Raw genomic sequence first — 18898 nt, forward strand, 5'->3', positions numbered from 1 at the left:
CTGCACGCGCCAACTCTTCTCCGAATGATCGAAAGGCTCCACTTCGAACCATGTGCGAATTGCGGTGCTCGGGCAAGTGCAGCTAGCCCCGCTAGGCCTCGGAGCCGCGACTATCGGCGGCATTACCCCTGGAGATGCCATGGCCGTTCCGCCTGTAATACGACCCCGACAACGCAATACCCTAGCCTCGGCACCTCGAAGCTCCATCGCGCCAACCTCGCCGGCCTCGACGACGCTGGGTGCGAACGGTCCGGTGAAGACGCTCTGAGTGAAAGGGGCGGGATGGAACACCAAGAGGACGAAGGCCCTCTGCTCATTCGAGAGCGATTCTCGCTGCCAGGTCTACCGGAGACGCTCGAGGCATTTGCTGTCTATAGCGAAGGCAAAAGGCCGGTGAGGAAAGGGCGGTTTTGCCCGCGGGTCGCCGAGGTGAAAGGAGCCGACTCCCTTGAGCGTTTCGCTCCCTCTGCTTCAATCACCAAAGACGAACTCGTTTGGTTCCTCCGTGAGCGGCGCCGGCTATGGCGGAGCGTTGAGGCTAAGTGGGGCGACAGGGCCGAAGAGTTGGTGTATGAGCTGACAAAGTGTGGCGGCCTCATCCTGAAGATCCGGCTGGATGCAAGCTTTCGTGTATCAGCCATTGTGACGCTTCAACTTACCCCATTCTGGGCAGAGGTTGCTGCCGAGAAATTGGTGGAACTCACCGGCAAGGCTCGTCCGGCTGAAGCACGTGCCGCCCTTCTCGAAGTCTTGGCCGGGACGCCGGAGTTAAGAGACGAGTACGACCTTCTTCGAGCCCAGGACCAAGCGTCTCCGCTGCTACCCCCGCTGGATACAAGAACGAGGGCGTCTCGCTGGTCGCCTTACGAGTTTTCGCTCCGAGTTGCAGCTTGGTGGTACCGTCGTCCAAATCCTTACCGAAAACCGCCGATGGATGAGGCGGCCGCTTGGGCCTTTCCCGACCGTCGTGCGTCCAAGGAGGAATGGACCGCTCCTCGTCGGCTCGCGGTAGAGAATATCTTAGGGGCTCCGCTTACCGAGCTGATGACTACGCCAGACTATGAGCTCCGAGTTCGGGGCCCACTGCAGTGGCGGATTGGCTCTGTCGCCGCTGACGCTAGCGTCGCGGATCCGTGGACCGGTCTGCCTTCAAACGGGGCCCGGCTGATCGGCGACCTTGACTATTCGAAGGCGTACGGCGTCTTCGTAATTGAGAACCAGACTACATTCCAAGAAGTCTGCAAACTGGCTCCGATCGTAGCGCATTGGGTCGTTGTATGGGGGAAGGGCTATGCTGCTCACGGTTTGGTCGAACTGCTTAAGAGGCTGGCCCATCTTCCCCTAGCCGTATGGGGGGACTTGGACGCCGACGGAGTGAGAATTATTGCGAACATGGAGCGCAAGCTTGGACGCTCGTTCCATCCGGTGGGTATGACAGCAGAATATTGGTTAAAGGGTCCGCACCGTTTCACGACGCCAGATCAGAACGACCGGTCGATCATGATAGCTAGAGAGCTAGCCTCTAGCGGTCCGCAGGCCTTTCGGAAGCTAGCCCAGGCGATGGCAGATCATCCGAAGCTGGCCGGAAGAAGCCGCGAGCAACAAACGCTGCACGACGTTGTTCTGCCAGTACTTGGCAAATTGCTGGCGGAGATCGGCCCTACGCTTCTTCCCGACCCTCATGGAGCCAGGGAGCGATGAGGTCAACTCTCCTGTGGTCGGCGTCGAACCCCCATGCCCGCGTCGGTCTGTTGTAGGGTTCCGACGCGGATGCGTGGCAGAACCAGAGAATTTCCCCGCATACGCCAGCGGCATCGTGAATGACGCTATCCTGGCACGTCCCAAGTATCGTGATGTCCTGCTCTCTGGCGACAGCATTTAGCGCCGAAAGGACGTCCTTGCGGTTGGCGTCGCCCAGACTGTTTCCGAGCTCGTCTAGGATTAAGAGTCGAGCTGGCACGCTATCGTCCGCGAGTAACGCCGCCAGCACGAGCTGAATCGCAAAGATCTTGACTTGTGCGCTATTAGCGACTTCCTTGTAGGAGATATATCCCCCCGCAGGAGAACGCTTCCATTTTGGCGTAACGTGCCATCCCCACGAGTCCTCTGGCCCAATCGGACGAGTAATCACGATATCGAGTCTCGCGCCATAGCCGCGTTTCGTATCCAGCTGGTCAAGACGCATACTTATTTTCCTCAACGCAGTGTCAACTGAGGTCTCGACCATATCTTGCTGTTTCTTCAGGTCTTCGCCGATGAGTTCAAGTTCTGCCTGGGTCTCTTCGACCTCTCGTTCACGTTTCTCACGGCTCCGGTATATTCGGTCCTGGAGAACTGCATCCTTCTCGACCGTCGAGTCGAGGAGATCGCGAAGTTGTCGCGTTCGAGTCGCGAACACTGCTGGATCCGGCGCGTCAAGATCGAAGCCATCTGATCGCTCACCGGTGTTGAACGCCGGTTCTTCTCGCGAAGTAGGTCCATTCGGGTCATTGGCTGTATATGTGAGTGCCTCTTTCAATGAGAGCTTGCTTTCGGCGAGCCACCAAGCTGCAGTATGCTTTCCTCGTCGTCTCCCTTCGCCCTCCATAAGTGCAGTTGCGGCCTGATATGGCCGGTGCCATGTGTCTCGCCAGAGATTGATCTGTACTCGGTCTACTGCGGAAACCGCAGCCCTTTCATCGCGGACCAGCTCACCCTTTTTTTCTTCGCACTCCTTTACCTCGCTAGCGAGCCTACTGAGGTGCCCTTCATGATTATCGAGTGCGCTTTTGGCGGCCGTGTACATGTCATCCGCTTCGATCCATTCAGATTCGGCAGTAGACTCACGCTCACGCTCGATTCCAAGCGCGGTCTCCGCAGCCCTGATTTCCTTTGTCACGTTGACAAGTTGCGCCGCTGCGTCAGCTGCCTCCAGTAGTCGCCGCTCGTGCTTCAGCTTCAGCGCCGCCTGTGCAACTTGATTGCCTTGGCTGGCCAGGAAACCTTCTGCGGCGCTGACCCCGGCGCGAGCCAGGTTGATTCGTGCTTCCCTGCCTACAAAAGGGCTGGCGAAGCCCCCAAGCACGGCTTCGGACAGTGCATCATCCCGCACGTGAGGTGGCTCGCCTCGGAACTCAAGTCGATCCTCAAGTGCACGCAGAAAGTTTGAGAGAGGCACTGACGAGGTGAGTCCTTCGGGCAGGCCGTCGGCGTTGGCACCGTGCAGTGGCCCGTCCGCCAGCACCAGACTGGCGCCAGGCACTGCTTGTAGTTCCTCCAGGGCACGTGCCTCATCGCGCGGGGCGACCACTACAGCATCTCGGTGCCGCCACAATCTTGGCTCCCAGCTTGCTCTGCTGCTGTCGCTGACGGTGAGCACATCGAGAAGGGGCACCGCCTCGACAATTCCCTCCAAGATGGCCACCGCATGCCCGGCCGAGCCTTCCCGTCCTTCCTGCGCCGCTTGGAGGTCTTTCTTGGCCTGTTGAAGGCGCTCCTCAACTAGGCGATGCCTGGCCTTCGCCGTTACTAATTCCGCCTCTGCCGCTTCCACCATGACCGTGTGGTCGCCAACCGGTCGCGTATCGTCCCCCTCGGCCAATACTTGAAGCCGTGCTGACTTCCCGCGCAGGGAGTCGATGGTGGCAGTAAGGCGGCCGATCGCCTCTTGTGCTGCGCTACGCCGGCCGGCGATCTTACGCCGGCTGTCGTCTGCCATTTTTGCCGCGTCGGCTAGGCCCGCATTGGCCGCGCACTCCTTGTATTCCGCTTTTTTCTCGCGGAGTACGGTCTCCGCTTTCCGTAGAAGTTCCTGTGTCCTTTCGAGTTCGGCGGTTTTATCTTGGTGGAGCTCGGACTTCTCGATGAATCCCTGGGCGAGATATGCATTCCAGCAACGGTCGGCCTCTGCGAGTGCTTCACGCGCCGACTCTCGACGTCTAAGTTCTTCCAGCTGTGCATCCTCGACGAGCCGATCACGCTTATCCTCTTGTGCCCGGCTATCAAGCACCGCCAGTTGGTCGGCGTGCTTGCGGCGAACTTCTACCTCGTTATGTAGCAATTGATCGCGTCCGGTTAGCGCGATGAGCGCTTCTCCGATACGGTCTGGCGACATCTGCGTCATCTGTTGTGAGAGGAGGGACGGCACGGACGGCCGTAGTGTCGAGTCAAGGTAGGCCAGACAACGTGGCGCATTCCCAAATAGGGTGGAAGCCATGTCGCGAGAACCGCGCTCGGTGCTCCGCGGCATCTGTTCCCAGAGGTCGTCGGCTTGGTCGGACCGCTCCTGGTCGGTTACTCCGCGCAGAACATGAAATTCAGAGACATGTCGCATGAGAACCAGCGGAGGTTTGCGGGATATCCTGACCCAAACCGTTACCAGTCCGGACGGATTGCCGGCGGCTCCGTGAGCAAAGACGCCGATGACATAGCCATGGTCGGCGCCGCCTCCGGAGGCATCTAAACCTGCAGCGCCTGGCCGGAACAACAATCCGGCTGCGTGTCGACCGTCAACGTCCAGCCGCCATTGAGAGTCGCAATGCAGAAGGGAGACCGCGCTGAGAAAGGTGGTTTTGCCGGACCCATTCGAATCTGCCTTCGGTCCTTGCCCCGTCACCGCTATAAAGCTGCCGGGAACGATCGGAACCGGGTGTGTGGTCAATCGCGCGATGTCAACCGTCTGGACCGCGATAAGCCGTCGTTCCCCGATCACGCCGGTAACAGAACTACCGTCATCCGTCCGGCCGCCGAGCAGCCGAGCGGCGAAATCTCTTCTCATGGCACCCTACTCCGCTCCGTCGGTCAGCCGCTGACGGCGTCGACGGATTACGTCTGCCATGACGCCTTGTGGTTCTGCAAGAAGGACAAGCTCCTCCCACAACCGCGCAGAAGCCTCGGCGGTCAACCGGGCGAGCTGCGGCCCCGGGGCAACCAGCTTGCTGCGAGTTACATAACGGATGAGGCGTCGCTCATCTAATCGACGGAGCGAATCATGGACGACTGTGTTCGGAACCTTGCTAATCGTGAGTTCAGACCTGGGTATCGGCACTCCCGGGAACCAGCCGGCTCCCATGATCCGACCCTTAGCTCGGGGTATCGCTACGCAATGTAGCAAGACTAGCACCAGGACAGACCGATCGTTCGTCTCGAGAAGTCCAACACCTTCATTGGCAAGTGCTCTGGCAACATCGTCCGAGTATCCGGAAATGAAGCCTTCACTCGTGCGGAGCAGCACGCGTCCGGCCTCGTGAAGACAAGCGCGGACACATTCTCGAAGGTCCGGCTCACGCAGCCCGGCATAGTCACTTTCACGGACGGGAGCAAGGCAGGTTTCGACGGCCGCAATTGCAGCCACCACCTGGCCGTAGCGAGCGGGACTTAAATCAGCTAATAGGGTCACCGCTTCTCCCAGCCGCCGGGCTTCGTGGAAGCCGACCGTAGATTCCGCGTAAGAGGTCGACTTCACCGTCCGACCAGGTTGCGACCCGCGGACCTAGACTGATCGCGGTCTCATCAGGATCGACCCACAACGAAGTTCGCAAGGAACCGAGCGCGCTTCGCACTCTTCCTGTGAATCCTTGGTCAGCATTGTCGGCGCGGGCCAGAGCGACAGCCTCGATGATCTCGTCTTCAGAGCACGCAACGCTTGGCCAGGGATGAGCAGTCCGGTCGTGCCAGCACGTGCCGAGACAGGCGGCAAAGACGAGCGTCACGAACGGTGCAACTGCAGCGGCATGCCCCTCCTGCTCTGCGGGTTCGAATCCGACTGGCCATGCCAGGACGTCAACGACGTCGCCACTTGCCGTCGCTCGGACCACCGCCCGGCCCGCTCTTGCAGCGGGGCCGTCGAGCGGCACCCTCGGCGTCGCCATACCCGCTGCTCGAAGCCTTGCGAGAGCTAGTCGGGAGTCGGCAGGTGAGCTAGTCATCGACGGGCTTGTCGGTCGAGTCAGCTCGCCGGATGAGTCTAACTGGCGAAATATAGGTGACCTTTCCGGTCGGGTTCACGCGCAAGGAGTCTCCGAACTTTAAGTCGAACTGCCGTCCCGCACCGGTGGCACGGAGCATCGATACGAGCAGGCGAGCGGCGCCCGGCCACCCGCGGGCCGCCATTTCCTCGGAGAGATCCACCTCGCTGCCTGCCCCTAGTAGCAACTGAGCCTCGTCGGCCGCGATGTCGCCGCGGCGGTGTTCTCTGTCGATAAGCGCCTGGAACGGGTCGTCCCCAAAGGTTGCGTCCGCTGGCCGGGGCGGTTTCGGTGTCTTCGGAGCCGGGGGGTGAAGCCGGTCCACCTCCATGGCGATCGTCGCGGTGCTCAATTGCAGATCTACTGGATCGAAAACGAACCTTTCCAGGGCCTGCGCTAGGTGCCTGGTTGAGGCCTCCCTCGCAACCGCCAGGTACTGCTCGTGGTGTAGGACGCCAAAGTCTTCTGCCCGCGCGCCTTCCTCGAGGAGGCGTTCTACAAATCGAGTTCGAGCATCCAGATACCGCTGCGCCTCCAAGACCACCGTATAGGTGAGAGCGTCCATTTCGGAGAACCGCAAACGTACTAGCTCCGTTACCGCATGAACATCGCTCATCAGGGCCGGATGCTGATGCTGATGCCGCTCAGCAATCATCATTTCCAGTGAGCGGGTTCGTACGAGCATCAGGAGATAGTCGGCGGCGATGACGAGCATTCCTCGAGCCCTGGTCAGCGCAGCACTGACTTGCTCAGGCGTCGCTGTCCCTCGACTGATCGCGAGGCGGGTCCTGTCAAGCAGGGCCAGTAGCTCATCAACCCCGCCAGCACTTGAAATGCGGTCAAATACCAGAATGCCAGCGGCCCCATAGGGGTTGAAGAGGTATCGCTCTTCGTGCGCCTTCGCCACGCCCGGTATCAGCAGCTTCAGCTTCTTGAAGAGCTCAAACCGACTATCGAACGTCCGCTCGTCACACACGCCCGCACACGCGTCGAGAAGTTCCTGCCGGGCCAATCCCCCAGATGACCGCCGAGAGGCGAAGGCATCGAAGACGGCCTGGGCTATTTCGAGAGCATTCGGATCTTGGGTGATGGCGTCACTGTTGCGCGCTACCGCAGCGACGAACGCCTCCAACGCGCTTTTCCGCAGGGCTGCTTGCGGAAAACTCCCTAGATGTAACTCGGGTTGCACACTGGTCTCCCACCGTGCCACGGATGACACTGGGGGCGGAGTTGGCTGCGGATCAAGCAAACCGCCCATCCCACGATCAGTCAAGCGGACAGTCGTTACGCCCTGTCCTGTGTCGACAGAGTTCGACCACCGTATCGGCCCTTAGCTGCACTCGGCTAGTGCTGTCGGATACCCGAAAGATCATCCCTGTGGATGTCGGATCTTGTCTCCCACGCCGGGCTCGTCGCTGCGGGCCATGCCCTTGAGTGAGAGGTGGCCTTAGTCGACGGTGGGGAGCTTCGGGCCGAGGACGTCGTCCGCGTCCACGATCGTGTACGCGTACCCCTGCTCCGCGAGGAACCGCTGCCGGTGCGCCGCGTACTCCGTGTCGATCGTGTCCCGGGAGACGACGGTGTAGAAGTGCGCCTGCCGCCCGTCCGCCTTCGGCCGTAGCACCCGCCCCAGCCGCTGCGCCTCCTCCTGCCGCGACCCGAACGTCCCGGACACCTGGATCGCCACCGCCGCCTCCGGCAGGTCGATCGAGAAGTTCCCCACCTTGGAGATGACCAGCGTGCGGATCTCGCCGGTGCGGAACGCGTCGAACAACCGCTCCCGTTCCTTGTTGGTGGTGGACCCCTGCACGATCGGCGCGTCCAGGTACTCCCCGAGCTGGTGCAGCTGGTCGATGTACCCGCCGATGACGAGCACCTGGTCGTTCGGGTGCCGGTCGACCAGCGCGCGCACCACCGGCAGCTTCGTGCGGGCGGTCGCCGCCATCCGGTAGCGCTCCTCGGACTCCGCCGTCGCGTAGGACATGCGCTCGGCGTCGGTCAGCGTCACCCGTACCTCGGTGCACTCGGCCGGGGCGATCCAGCCCTGCGACTCGATGTCCTTCCACGGCGCGTCGTACCGCTTGGGGCCGATCAGGCTGAACACGTCGCCCTCCCGGCCGTCCTCACGTACCAATGTCGCCGTGAGGCCCAGCCGACGGCGGGCCTGGAGGTCCGCGGTGAACCGGAAGATCGGCGCGGGCAGCAGGTGGACCTCGTCGTAGACGACCAGGCCCCAGTCGCGGGCCCCGAACAGGTCCAGGTGGGTGAACGCGCCGCCGCGCCGCGAGGTGAGCACCTGGTACGTCGCGATGGTGACCGGGCGGATCTCCTTGCGCTCGCCGGAGTACTCGCCGATCTCCTCCTCGGTCAGCGAGGTGCGGGCGATCAGCTCCCGCTTCCACTGTCGGCCGGCGACGGTGTTGGTGACCAGGATCAGCGTGGTCGCCTTCGCCTCGGCCATCGCCGCCGCCCCGACCAGCGTCTTGCCCGCGCCGCAGGGGAGCACGACCACGCCGGACCCGCCGGCCCAGAACGCCTCCACCGCCTCCCGCTGGTACGACCGCAGCGTCCACGGCTTGCGGCCGTCCTTGCCGGCCTCGGCCAGCTCGATCGGGTGCGCCTCGCCGTCGACGTACCCGGCCAGGTCCTCCGCCGGCCAGCCGAGCTTCAGCAGGGCCTGCTTGAGCCGGCCGCGCTCGGAGGGGTGCACCTGGATGGTGTCGTCGTCGATCTTGTTGCCGAGCATGCCGGCGAGCTTCTTGCTCTTGGCGACCTCGATCAGCACCAGCCGGTCCAGCGCCCGCAGCACCAGGCCGTGCGCGGGGTCGTTGGCGAGCTGGAGCCGGCCGTACCGGTCCATCGTCTCGGCCACGTCCACCAGCAGCCCGTGCGGCACCGGGTAGCGCGAGTACTTGATCAGCGAGTCCACCACGCCCTCGGCGTCGTGGCCGGCGGCCCGGGCGTTCCACAGCCCCAGCGGCGTCAGCCGGTAGGTGTGCACGTGCTCGGGGGAGCGCTCCAACTCGGCGAAGGGGGCGATCGCCATCCGGCAGGCCTGCGCGTCGGGGTGGTCGATCTCCAGCAGCAGGGTCTTGTCGGACTGCACGATCAGTGGTCCACCGCTCACGCCAGTGTCCTCTCCTCGACCGGGATCATCGGCCACCGTCAGCGGCGGGATCACCCGCCGCAGGCCGACCATCCAGTGTTGCACGAGGTCGGCAGGTCCCAAGAAAATGCCGGATCGACGCAACGTTTCCTGATCGCCGAACGTCTACCAGATGGGACGGCGAACTCAGGAGGGCTCAATGAGGCACAGAGGTATGGCCATCCGGATCGCTGCCCTGGCAGTGGTCACGCTGGTCGGCGCCGGTGGGTGCGCGCTCGACCCGCAGGCCGATCCGGGTGGCACTGGAGGAGGGCTCGCCCCGGTCGGCAATGCGGAACAGGTAACGGGGGCGAGCGGCTCCTCCCAGCCCGACCAGCGGACCGAGCCGGTCACCTCGCCCCCGAGGCAGCGGACCACGGCGACCGCGCCGCGCACCACCACGACGCCGAAGCCGGAGCGGGCACGCCGCCTGACCAACCCGACCCCGCAGAACATGACCCGCTGCGATCAGGGCGAGTACCAGCGCGAGGTGGAGGGCTACCTGGCCCGGCTCGGCGGCTTCGGCAAGGTCAGCGTCGACGGCCGGCAGTCCGACGCCGACTGCGCCGCTATCAAGAAGTTCCAGCAGCGGTACGACATCCGCCCGGCCGCCGGCCGGGCCGGCCCCACCACGTACGACGTGGCGAAGCGGCTGGCGAACACGGACACCAGCCGCTGCAACGCCGGCTCGGGCACCACCTTCTGCGTGGACCTGACCCAGCAGACCACCTGGGTGATGCGCGACGGCAAGGTGGTGGCCAAGCCGACGGTGACCCGCACCGGCATGTCCGGCTTCGCCACCCCCGCGGGCACCTACAAGATCAACCTTCGCAAGCTGAAGGAGTGGTCCGACCCGTACGACGTGTGGCTGCCCTACTGGCAGCGCTTCAACGGCGGGATCGGCTTCCACGAGACCACCACCTACCTGCACAACGGCGCGATCGGCTCGCACGGCTGCATCAACCTGCTGCACACCGACGCGGTCCGGTGGTATGAGCTCGGCTCCATCGGTTCCCGCGTGACGTTGGTCGGCCGCCGCCCCGGCACCTGACCCGCGACCCCCTTACCTGAACCGCCCCGGCAGTCCGACTGCCGGGGCGGTTCAGGGTTTTGTCCCCTGTGCGGCCAAGCGTCCGGGTGCCACCCTGGAGGGCGGGAGCCGGACGGGGAGCGGGAGGGCTGGCATGAGCGTCGACCAGGAAGCGGCCACCGACGACGAGTCACCGCCCGCCGACGAGGTCTCCACGGCGACGCTGGTCGGCTACGCCGCCGCCGCGCTCGCCCTCGTCGGCTGGTTCCTCTTCGGCTGGCTGGTGCAGCGGCAGGGCTTCGTCGCGTCGGTCGGCGAGACCGCCGGGGCCGCGTTCGCGCTGCTGCTCGCCGTCTCCGTGATCGGCACCGTGCGCCGCAGCCGGCGCTGACCGTTCAGTCCTCCCGCACCGCCGCGGTGATCCGGTGCAGCGCGAAGGTGTGCAGCATCTCCGTCCGGTCGTCCTCGGCACGCAGGTAACCGGCACCGATCGACACCGGCCGGAGCAGCCGGGACGCGGTCGCCCCGTGCGCGTCGACGTAACCGACCCAGACCAGCGCCTTGTCCCGCACCGCCTGTTGCAGCACCGCCAAGGCGTCGCTGTGGCTGTGCGCCGGCATCGGGCCGGCGGCCACCCGGGCCGCGCCGCCGCGTACCACCGCCGGGGCCCGCCGGGCCGCCCGCGCCGCCGCGTCGCCCCGGCGGATCTGCTCCACCACGCCGAGCAGGCGGGGCATCGCCAGCTTCGGGGCGGCCAACGGGTCCACCGCGCGGGTCGTCACCGACGCCCGGGCAGGGGCCCGTCGGGTCTTCGGCCGGGACAGCACGGTCGCGCCGCTGGTGTCCTCCGGCACCGGCGCGTACCCGGCGTCGCGCAGCGCGTTCAGCATCCGCCCCACCTGATACGGGGTGATCAGCACCGTCGGCGCCAGCCGCCGGAACGCCATCGGCTCCAGCCGCCGGTCGGCGAGCACCTCGGCGAGCAGCGCCTCGTCGTCGCTGCGCACGTACCCGCCGGCGGAGCCGAGGCGCAACCCGCCGTGCTTGCGGGCCACGTCGTCCACCAGGTACGTCAGCCCCTGCGGCACCGGGGTACGGGACCGGCGGCGGAACAGGGCGTGCAGGTCGTCGGCGGTGTAGCCGGCGTCCAGGGCGCGCCGCACGCTCGCCGTGGTGATCCGGTGCACGCTGGCCCCGCCGGCCGACTCGTGCTCGGCCACCACGTCCAGCTCGGCGGCGAGCGCCGGGTCGGGCGGGCCGGGCACCACCACGCTCAGGTCGGCCTGCACCAGGAAGTGGTCGACCGGGGCGGGGAGCAGCGCGTCCAGCGCCCGCACCGCACTCGACGGGTCGCCGCTCTCGGCGTCCGAGCGCAGCCCGAGCGGGTCGTCCGCGCCGCGCTCGTCCGCCTCGGTGACATCGGCCAGCAGCAACCGCCCGTACGAGGTGAGCGCGCCGAGCCCGGTGACGCCGAGCTGGGCCGCCTCGGCCAGCACCTCCCGGTGCGCGGCCTCCCGGCCGCGGCTGCGCCGGGGAGCGCGCCAGTCCAGCAGCTCCAGCACCTCCTCCGGGGTGGGCGCGGTGGCCTGCTCCAGATCGGCCAGCACCCCGAGCACCGCCCGCCGGGCGGCCGGCGCGCCGGCCCGCTCCGCCTCGGCGGAGAGCACGCTGATCGGCCGGTCCCGGTCGTCGCGCTGACCGACCAGCCCGACCTGCCGGGTCATGGTCAGCCAGGCCCGGGCGAGCTGCTCCCACCGGTGGGCCAGCGACATCGCCCGCCACACCTCGTACCCGCCGGTCGGCAGCACCTGCTGGTCGGCGCCGTAGCGGCTGGTGGTGGCCCCGGGCAGGTCCATCTCCCCGACCAGCCCCGCCGCGTACGCCACCTCGAAGACCAGCGCGGTGGCCGGCTCGTCCAGCCCGATGCCGCGGGCAAGCCGGCGCAGGTCACGCACCCCGACCCCACCCGAACGCAGCACCGGGGCCGGCTCGGCGGCCAGGCTCTCCAGCAGCGCCTCGGTGTGGCGTACCAGCTCCATGGTCTGCCCCGCACCGGCGGAGTCGACGGCCTTCGGCTCGCGCGGCGGGCCGGCGACCGACGGCGGGCTGGTGCGCAGTGGTCCGAGCGGCCCGCTGTCCCGGCGCAGCAGCAGCCCCACCTCGCGGGGCAGCTCCACCGTGCCGGCGGAGACCGGCACCAGCAGCCGGGCGTCGACCAGCCAGCGGATCGGTGAGCCGGTGGGCGCGCCGCCGTTGGTGGGGTCCGGCGGCAGGTCGTCCTCGGCGCCGACCGGGGGCGCCTGGAGGGCGCCCGGCGGGACGCTGCCCACCGGCGGCCCGGCGGCGAGCCGGTCCAGGATCGCCCGGGCCGACGGGGGAGCGGCGAGCAGCGTCCGCCGCAGCTTCGCCGGGTCCGCGCAGAGCGCTGCCGTCCGCGCGTCCAGCTCCGCCGCCGGGCGCCCCAGCCCCGCCGGGTACGCGGAGACCTCGTCGACGCTGCCCGCGACGCGCAGGGCGTGCTCCGGGCCGTACAGCAGGAAGAGCGCGCGCAGCCGATCGACCGCGCCCCGGACGCTGGTCGGGGCGGGCGGGTGCGGCCCGGCGGTGGCCATCGCGAGGACGGCCTCGGTGGAGGTGGTGCCCTCCTCGGGGTGCCGGGTGAGGCGGGCGGCGTCGAGGATCTGGAGGGTGAACTGGTCCAACCCGTCCAGGGCGCGGGCCACGGAGACCCGCGACTCGGCCCGGATGGCGAGGGCGGAGACGTCGGCGGGCACCGGCACCACGAGGTCGGGCCGCAGCTGGAGCAGGGCGGCCAGCGACTCGTCGGGCAGGGCGCGCAGGTGGTCGGCGAGTGAGGTGGTCATCGTCGTTCCACGCTAGCCCGCTGCGAGGCCGTCCCGCCCCTCGGTCGTCCGGCTCGGTCCGGGTTGGGCGGGTACGTTCTCGGGGTGCCTCCACTGATGGTCGGTTTCGACCTCGACATGACCCTCGTCGACTCCCGCCCCGGCATCGCCGCCTGCTACCGGGCGTTGACCGCGCGGACCGGCGTACCCGTCGACGCCGACCTGGCGGTCTCCCGGCTCGGGCCGCCGCTGCGCACCGAGATCGGGTACTGGTTCCCGCCGGAGCAGGTGGAGGAGGCGGTGACGATCTACCGCGAGCTCTACCCGGCGTACGCGATCACCCCGACGGTCCTGTTACCGGGTGCGCGGGAGGCGGTCGAGGCGGTGCACGCGCGCGGCGGCCGGGTGATGGTGGTGACCTCGAAGATCGGCCGGCTGGCCCGGCTGCACCTGGAACACCTCGGGTTGAGCGTCGACGAGCTGGCCGGGGACCTCTTCGCCGAGGAGAAGGCGACCGCGCTGCGCGCGCACGGCGCGAGCCTCTACGTGGGTGACCACGTGGCGGACATGGTGGCGGCGGCCGCGGCCGGGGTGCCCGGTGTCGGGGTGGCGACCGGCCCGTGCAGCGTCGACGAGCTGCGGGCCGCCGGGGCGGACCAGGTGCTGGACGACCTCACCGGATTCCCGGCGGCGCTCGACCGGATCATCGGGCTAGCCTTGGAGCAGTAGACGTCTCAAGCGAAGCAGGGGTTCTCAGGTGCCGACGGGTCGAGTGAAGTGGTATGACGCGGCCAAGGGATACGGGTTCGTCACCAGTGACGAGGGTGGCGACGTGTTCCTTCCGAAGGGCGCGCTACCCGCGGGTGTCACCGACCTGAAGGGTGGACAGCGGGTCGACTTCAGCGTGGTGGACAGCCGCCGGGGCGCCCAGGCGATGGGGGTCAAGCTGCTGGACGCCCCGCCGTCGATGGCGGAACTGCGCCGGCGCCCGGCCGAGGAGCTGCACGGCCTGGTCGAAGACATGATCAAGGTGCTGGAGGCGAAGGTCCAGCCGGACCTGCGCCGGGGCCGGTTCCCCGACAAGAAGACCGCGCAGAAGATCGCTCAGCTGGTCCACGCGGTGGCGCGCGAGCTGGAGGTCTGAGGGCCGGCGGCCCGAGGTGTGAGCCCGGCGTCGGCGGCCCGGCCCAGCAGCGCCTCCACGGCGGCGAATCCCGCGTCCCCGAGGTTCGCGGTGAACTCGTTGACGTAGAGGCCGATGTGCCGGTCCACCACGTCGGGCTCCATCTCCTGCGCGTGCGAGAGCACGTACTCCCGGCTGGCGGCCGGGTCGGCCCAGGCCTGGCGGACGGACTCCCGGATCCAGTCGGCCGCCTCCGCCGGGTCGACGGCACCCTTGCGGGCCAGGATCGCGCCGAGCGGGATCGGCAGGCCGGTGTCGCCCTCCCACCACTCGCCGAGGTCCACCAGCGCGGTCAACCCGTGCCGGTGGTAGGTGAACCGGGCCTCGTGGATGACCAGCCCCGCGTCGTACCTGCCGGCGGCCACCGCCGGCATGATCTCGTGGAACGGCACCACCTCGATCCGCGCCGGGGGCCGCTCGGCCGACCAGAGCCGGAAGAGCAGGTACGCGGTGGTCCGGTCGCCGGGCACCGCCACCGTGGCCCCGGTCAGATCGGTCCGGTCCGGCCGGTCCGGTCCGCCCGCACCGTCGCCGGCCCCGCCCCGGGTGAGCACCAGCGGCCCGCAGCCCCGGCCGAGCGCCCCGCCGCATGGCAGCAGGTGGTAGTCGTCCAGCAGCCAGGGCAGCGCCGCGTAGCTCACCTTCACCAGGTCGAACGCGCCCCGCTCGGCGGCCGTGTTGGTCACGTCCACGTCCGCGTAGGTCACCTCGACCGGCGGCGCGCCGGGCACCCGCCCGTGCACCAGGGCGTGGAAGACGAACGTGTCGTTGGGGCAGGGCGAGATCGCCAGGGAGAGCGCCACGCTCCCACGGTAGCCCCGCCCCCGCGCCCCCACCCCACCCCGCCCGTCACCGTGTGACGCCACCCGCCCGCTGCCGCTCGCTGCCGCTTGCCGCCGCTTGCCGCCGCCCGCCCACCGCCCTCCGCCGCTCGCTGCCTGTGGCTGCCGCCACGCGTCAGCCGCCCAGCCTCGCGACGGCGCCCGGACGGGTGGCAACCCCTCCGCAAACTCGCTGTGGAGCTGATGTCGTAGACGATTCAGCCGTCCGCGCGCCATCGCCGGCAGCGTCCCGGGCCGCCCTGATTCGACAGCCGCCCAGCCTCCAGACGTGGACCGCCGTGGAGCTGTTGCCGGCCTAGTCCACGCCGGTGATCACGGCGTCGCCGCCCGGCGCGGGTGCTCGACGCGGCGCTCACCCCTGCTGACGACGCGCCGTCGGAAGGGCCACTGCGCCTCCACTGGAAGTCGTTCCGCCCACCTCGCGCGCCGGACCGGGGGGTGAGTCGTTCGCGACATCAGCTCCACAGCGTCCGTCACCCCACCGCTGTCCCCAGCTCGGCGGGTTTTCCACAGCCTTGTCCACAGGCTGGCGGAGCCTGTTGAAAGAGCGCGAGGCGTGGCCGCAGCATGAATTCGTGACGGAGACATCACCCCGGGTCGACCTGGGCCGCACGATCCGCGCGCTGCGCCGCCGCGCCAATCTGAGTCAGCGCGAACTGGCCGAGAAGTCCGGGATACCGCAGGCGACCATCGCGCGCATCGAGTCGGGACGGTCAACCGACCCGCGCTTCCGCACGATCAAGGCCCTGGTCGCAGCGGTGCAGGGCCGGATCGTGATCTCCGTGCCAACCGCCGGCGGGGCCGAGGTCGGTGGCGGGGTCGAGGCAGAGCCTGCCAGCCACAACGCGGCGGCGGAGGGTGCCGGGCCGGCGACGGGTGGGCTGCCGGCCGTACCGCACGACGAGCTGCGGGACGCGGTCGGTCGGCGCTACCCGGCACACCTGGACGCGTGGCCGGTGCACGAGCCGAAGGACTGGCCGGGCGCGTGGTGGGCGGACTGGTACGACCTGCCGCGCGAGCGGTGGCCCCGGCCGCTGCCCGAGGCGACGTACGAGCGGGACCGCGGCTACCGGGACCGGCGGCGCAGGGCGGAACGGGTGCGCCGGGAGTTCTCGGTACGCCAGGTCGTCGAGCCCGGCCGGCCGGCGACAGCCTGGCGGTTCGTCGCCGAGCTACCCGATGGGGAACTGGTCGGCGAGTTGCGAGCCCACGAGCGCACGCGGCACCTGGCGTACGGGGGCGACGAGTCGGTGTGGCCACGCGACCTGGTGCTCGACGGGGTGCTGGTCGCCTGGGAGCACCGGCGGCTCGGCATCGGGCGTGGATTGATGGACGCGTTGCTCCGGCGGATGGCGGAGGTGCGGGTCGGCACCGTGTCCGGGGTTGCCGAGGGTCCGGGCGTCAACTTTCTGGCCGCGTGCGGGTTCCGCATCGCGTCGCACCGGCCCCTGGCGATGTGTCTCGCGCTGCCGGTCAGCCCAGGGCCCGGGCGGCCGCCGTCAGGGCGCTGAACGCCTCCCGCATCCGCCACGACCCCCGATCGCGGGGGCCGATCGGGTTGGAGATGGTGCGCAGCTCGACGAAGGGCAGGCCGGCGTGCGCGGCGGCCACCGCCACGCCGTACCCCTCCATGGCCTCCGCCACGGCGTCCGGGTGACGATCGGCGAGGGCGCGGGTGCTCGCGGCCGTGCCCGTCACCGTGCTGATGGTCAGCACCGCGCCGACGACCGCTTCCGGGAGCGCCGCACGGAGGGCGGCCAGCAGCTCCGGGTCGGCGTCGACGGTCGGCCCGCCGCCCAGCAGCTCCGGCGGCATGCCCAGCTCGTCGACGGGGATGAAGCCCTCGGGCGACTCCGCGCCCAGGTCTGCCGCCACGCTCCGGGTGCCGAGCACCGTCGCGCCCACCGCCACCCGGCCGGCGAAGCCGCCGCCGATGCCGGCGCTCACCACCGCCCGGTACGGGCGACCGGCCGCCTCGGCCAGCGTCAGCAGCCGCGCGGTGGCGGCGCCGGCCACCGCCGGTCCCACCCCGACCGGCCGTACGGTCACCGTCGGATCGGTGAGGCCGGCCCGGATCGCATCGGCCTCGGCCGGCACGGCGGTCAGCACCAGCAGACCCGTCACGACACCGACCCCGGCGACTCCCGCCGCTGCTCGTCGTCCGTCCCGCCGGGCCGCGCCACCGCCGAGGAGGGCCGGTAGATGTGGTAGCCGGGCGGCGCCAGCGCGGTGTCGTCGGTGGCGGGGGAGCGGTGGCCGGTCGGCGCGGGCGAGGTCGGCGCGGCCTGGGCGGCGGCGGCCGTGGCGGCGTCCTCCGCCGGGTTCGGGCCGGGGGTACCGGCACCCCGTCGTTCGGCGTCCGGGCCGGGCCGGCCGCCGTTCGGCCCGGCCAGGTCCGGCGTGGCGCGGGGCGGTTCCGTCGTGCCGTGCGGTGCATCCGCCGCCTCGTCGCGCTCGGCGAGTTCCTCGTCGGTGAGCGGGCGGCCGATCAGTCGTTCGCCGCGCAGCCGCCCGGCGACCACGATGCCCCGGGCGGCGGCGAGCACGCCCACCCCGGCGGCGACCGCGATGCCGACCCGCCCCTCGAACGGCACCAGGCCGAGACCGCCGCCGGCCACGAAGGCCAGCATCAACGCGGTCTCCGAGTGGGCGAAGGAACTGGCCCGCAGCCGCTCCGGGATGCGCTCCTGGATCGAGGCGTCCACGGCCAGTTTGGCGATTCCGCTGCTCATCGCGGCGACCAGGCAGAGCACCGCGACCATCGGCAGGGAGAACTTCAGCGTCGCCAGGACCGCCACCCCGGCCACGATGACCAGGCTGCTCGACTGGATCGCGGCGGGCCGGTGTATGCGCAGCCGGGTGCCCAGCGCGGTGGCCAGGAAGCCGCCGATCGCCAACGCCCCGCCGACCAGGCCCAGCGCCGCCTGGTCGTTGAGCTCCCGGCCGAAGAAGTCGGTGTCCAGGTCGCCCTTCTTGAGCGCGAACGCGAGGAAGAGCAGCAGGAAGCCGTAGAGCGCGCGTGGCGCCGCCGCGCCGATCAGGGTGGCGATCACCAGACGACCGGCCGGGCGGCCCCGGCCGAGGGGCCGGTCCCCGTCGCGGCGCAGCGCCCGCAGCGGACGGGGCACCCGCTCCGGCGGGTCGGAGTCCGCCCTGGGCGGCAGCCGCAGCGCGATCACCATGCCGACCAGGAAGATCACCGAGGCGACCCGGAGCGGCCACTGCGGCCCGAACCAGAACGCGGCCAGCCCGATCGGCACCACCAGCGCGCCGGCCACCGTGCCGTAGACGCTGGCCCGGGCACCGACCTGGGACAGGCCGAGTCCCTCGGGCAGCAACCGGGGCACGGCCGCCGAGCGGGCCACCCCGTACGCCCGGGAGAGCGCCAGCACGCCGAACGCGGCCGGGTAGAGCCCGAGGCCGCCGATGTAGTCCGAGATCAGCCAGGCCAGGAACGCCCGGCCGAGCATGGTGGTGGCCAGGGCGTACCGGCGGCCGTGCCGGAAGTGGTCGAGCAGCGGGCCGACCACCGGCGCGAGCATGGCGAACGGCACCATCGTGACGAGCAGGTAGAGCGCGACCTTGCTGCGCGCCTCACCGAGCGGGACGTCGAAGAAGATCGTCCCGGCCAGGCCGATCGCGATCAACGTGTCGCCGGCGCAGGAGACCGCGTGCAGGTCGAAGAGGCGGACCATGCCGACCTCGCCGCCGGCGCCCTTGGCCCGGGCCGATCCGGCCCGCCGGGTCATCCAGCGTCCGCCACTGACCGAACCGCGGAACAGCAGACGGACGGCGCGGATGCCCGTGCCGACGGTCCGTCCGAGCACGGACCGCCCGGAGCGGGAGGAGAGCGGCATGTGCACCATCCTCGCCCATCTGATCCACGCCCGTCGCACCACCGGGGGAAGAC

13 protein-coding genes are annotated in these 18898 nt (G+C 69.0%); 6 read left to right on the plus strand and 7 right to left on the minus strand.

The window, feature by feature from the left end; genetic code table 11:
- Positions 1–282: 282 nt before the first annotated feature.
- Positions 283–1701, plus strand: a complete 1419-nt coding sequence (locus V6U88_RS11735) for a Wadjet anti-phage system protein JetD domain-containing protein (RefSeq protein WP_334452406.1) — start codon at positions 283–285, stop codon at positions 1699–1701.
- Here V6U88_RS11735 and V6U88_RS11740 read toward each other — a convergent pair.
- From V6U88_RS11740 to V6U88_RS11750, 3 genes are all read right to left on the minus strand, one after another.
- On the minus strand, positions 1661–4756 hold the full coding sequence (locus V6U88_RS11740) for a hypothetical protein (RefSeq protein WP_334452407.1): 3096 nt from the start codon (positions 4754–4756) through the stop codon (positions 1661–1663). The genes V6U88_RS11735 and V6U88_RS11740 overlap by 41 nt on opposite strands.
- A 1142-nt stretch (positions 4757–5898) precedes the next feature.
- Complete coding sequence (locus tag V6U88_RS11745) at positions 5899–7077, minus strand: hypothetical protein (RefSeq protein WP_334452409.1); 1179 nt, start codon at positions 7075–7077, stop codon at positions 5899–5901.
- A 315-nt stretch (positions 7078–7392) separates the two neighbouring features.
- Positions 7393–9072: a DNA repair helicase XPB gene (locus tag V6U88_RS11750; RefSeq protein ID WP_334452410.1), complete on the minus strand. Its 1680-nt coding sequence runs from the start codon at positions 9070–9072 to the stop codon at positions 7393–7395.
- A 178-nt stretch (positions 9073–9250) separates the two neighbouring features.
- On the opposite strand from V6U88_RS11750, the gene V6U88_RS11755 reads away from it, so the two are divergent.
- On the plus strand, positions 9251–10141 hold the full coding sequence (locus tag V6U88_RS11755) for a L,D-transpeptidase family protein (RefSeq protein ID WP_334452411.1): 891 nt from the start codon (positions 9251–9253) through the stop codon (positions 10139–10141).
- Between the two features lie 133 nt (positions 10142–10274).
- Entirely contained in the window at positions 10275–10511 is a 237-nt protein-coding gene (locus V6U88_RS11760) for a hypothetical protein (RefSeq protein ID WP_334452413.1), read from the plus strand.
- Between the two features lie 4 nt (positions 10512–10515).
- On the opposite strand, the gene V6U88_RS11765 is transcribed toward V6U88_RS11760, so the two are convergent.
- Positions 10516–12984, minus strand: a complete 2469-nt coding sequence (locus tag V6U88_RS11765; protein WP_334452414.1) for a helicase-associated domain-containing protein — start codon at positions 12982–12984, stop codon at positions 10516–10518.
- Between the two features lie 84 nt (positions 12985–13068).
- Between V6U88_RS11765 and V6U88_RS11770 the strand changes: the two genes are divergently transcribed.
- Positions 13069–13692 carry an HAD family hydrolase gene (locus V6U88_RS11770; protein ID WP_334452415.1) on the plus strand — a complete coding sequence of 208 codons (624 nt, stop codon included), beginning with the start codon at positions 13069–13071 and terminating at the stop codon, positions 13690–13692.
- A 28-nt stretch (positions 13693–13720) separates the two neighbouring features.
- The gene (locus tag V6U88_RS11775; RefSeq protein WP_088643517.1) at positions 13721–14107 is read left to right on the plus strand and encodes a cold-shock protein; all 387 of its coding nucleotides are present in this window, start codon (positions 13721–13723) and stop codon (positions 14105–14107) included.
- On the opposite strand, the gene V6U88_RS11780 is transcribed toward V6U88_RS11775, so the two are convergent.
- Entirely contained in the window at positions 14068–14949 is an 882-nt protein-coding gene (locus tag V6U88_RS11780) for a 1,4-dihydroxy-6-naphthoate synthase (RefSeq protein WP_334452416.1), read from the minus strand. The genes V6U88_RS11775 and V6U88_RS11780 overlap by 40 nt on opposite strands.
- Before the next feature lie 614 nt (positions 14950–15563).
- On the opposite strand from V6U88_RS11780, the gene V6U88_RS11785 reads away from it, so the two are divergent.
- On the plus strand, positions 15564–16499 hold the full coding sequence (locus V6U88_RS11785) for a GNAT family N-acetyltransferase (RefSeq protein WP_334452417.1): 936 nt from the start codon (positions 15564–15566) through the stop codon (positions 16497–16499).
- On the opposite strand, the gene V6U88_RS11790 is transcribed toward V6U88_RS11785, so the two are convergent.
- Both V6U88_RS11790 and V6U88_RS11795 read right to left on the minus strand, forming a co-directional pair.
- The gene (locus V6U88_RS11790; protein WP_334452418.1) at positions 16462–17112 is read right to left on the minus strand and encodes a futalosine hydrolase; all 651 of its coding nucleotides are present in this window, start codon (positions 17110–17112) and stop codon (positions 16462–16464) included. The two genes, V6U88_RS11785 and V6U88_RS11790, sit on opposite strands and share 38 nt — an antisense overlap.
- Positions 17109–18845, minus strand: coding sequence for an MFS transporter (locus tag V6U88_RS11795; RefSeq protein ID WP_334452419.1), 1737 nt, complete (start codon positions 18843–18845; stop codon positions 17109–17111). The genes V6U88_RS11790 and V6U88_RS11795 overlap by 4 nt, the downstream gene beginning before the upstream one ends.
- Positions 18846–18898 lie beyond the last annotated feature (53 nt).

Origin of the sequence: Micromonospora sp. CPCC 205739 (genome assembly GCF_036906795.1) — a bacterium.
Taxonomy (GTDB): Bacteria; Actinomycetota; Actinomycetes; order Mycobacteriales; family Micromonosporaceae; genus Micromonospora.

Coding starts and splice junctions, on each gene's coding strand:
- V6U88_RS11740 (WP_334452407.1), bottom strand. CDS start 4,756: ATGAGAAGAGATTTCGCCGCTCGGCTGCTCGGCGGCCGGACGGATGAC.
- V6U88_RS11795 (WP_334452419.1), bottom strand. CDS start 18,845: ATGCCGCTCTCCTCCCGCTCCGGGCGGTCCGTGCTCGGACGGACCGTC.
- V6U88_RS11765 (WP_334452414.1), bottom strand. CDS start 12,984: ATGACCACCTCACTCGCCGACCACCTGCGCGCCCTGCCCGACGAGTCG.
- V6U88_RS11755 (WP_334452411.1), top strand. CDS start 9,251: ATGAGGCACAGAGGTATGGCCATCCGGATCGCTGCCCTGGCAGTGGTC.
- V6U88_RS11760 (WP_334452413.1), top strand. CDS start 10,275: ATGAGCGTCGACCAGGAAGCGGCCACCGACGACGAGTCACCGCCCGCC.
- V6U88_RS11735 (WP_334452406.1), top strand. CDS start 283: ATGGAACACCAAGAGGACGAAGGCCCTCTGCTCATTCGAGAGCGATTC.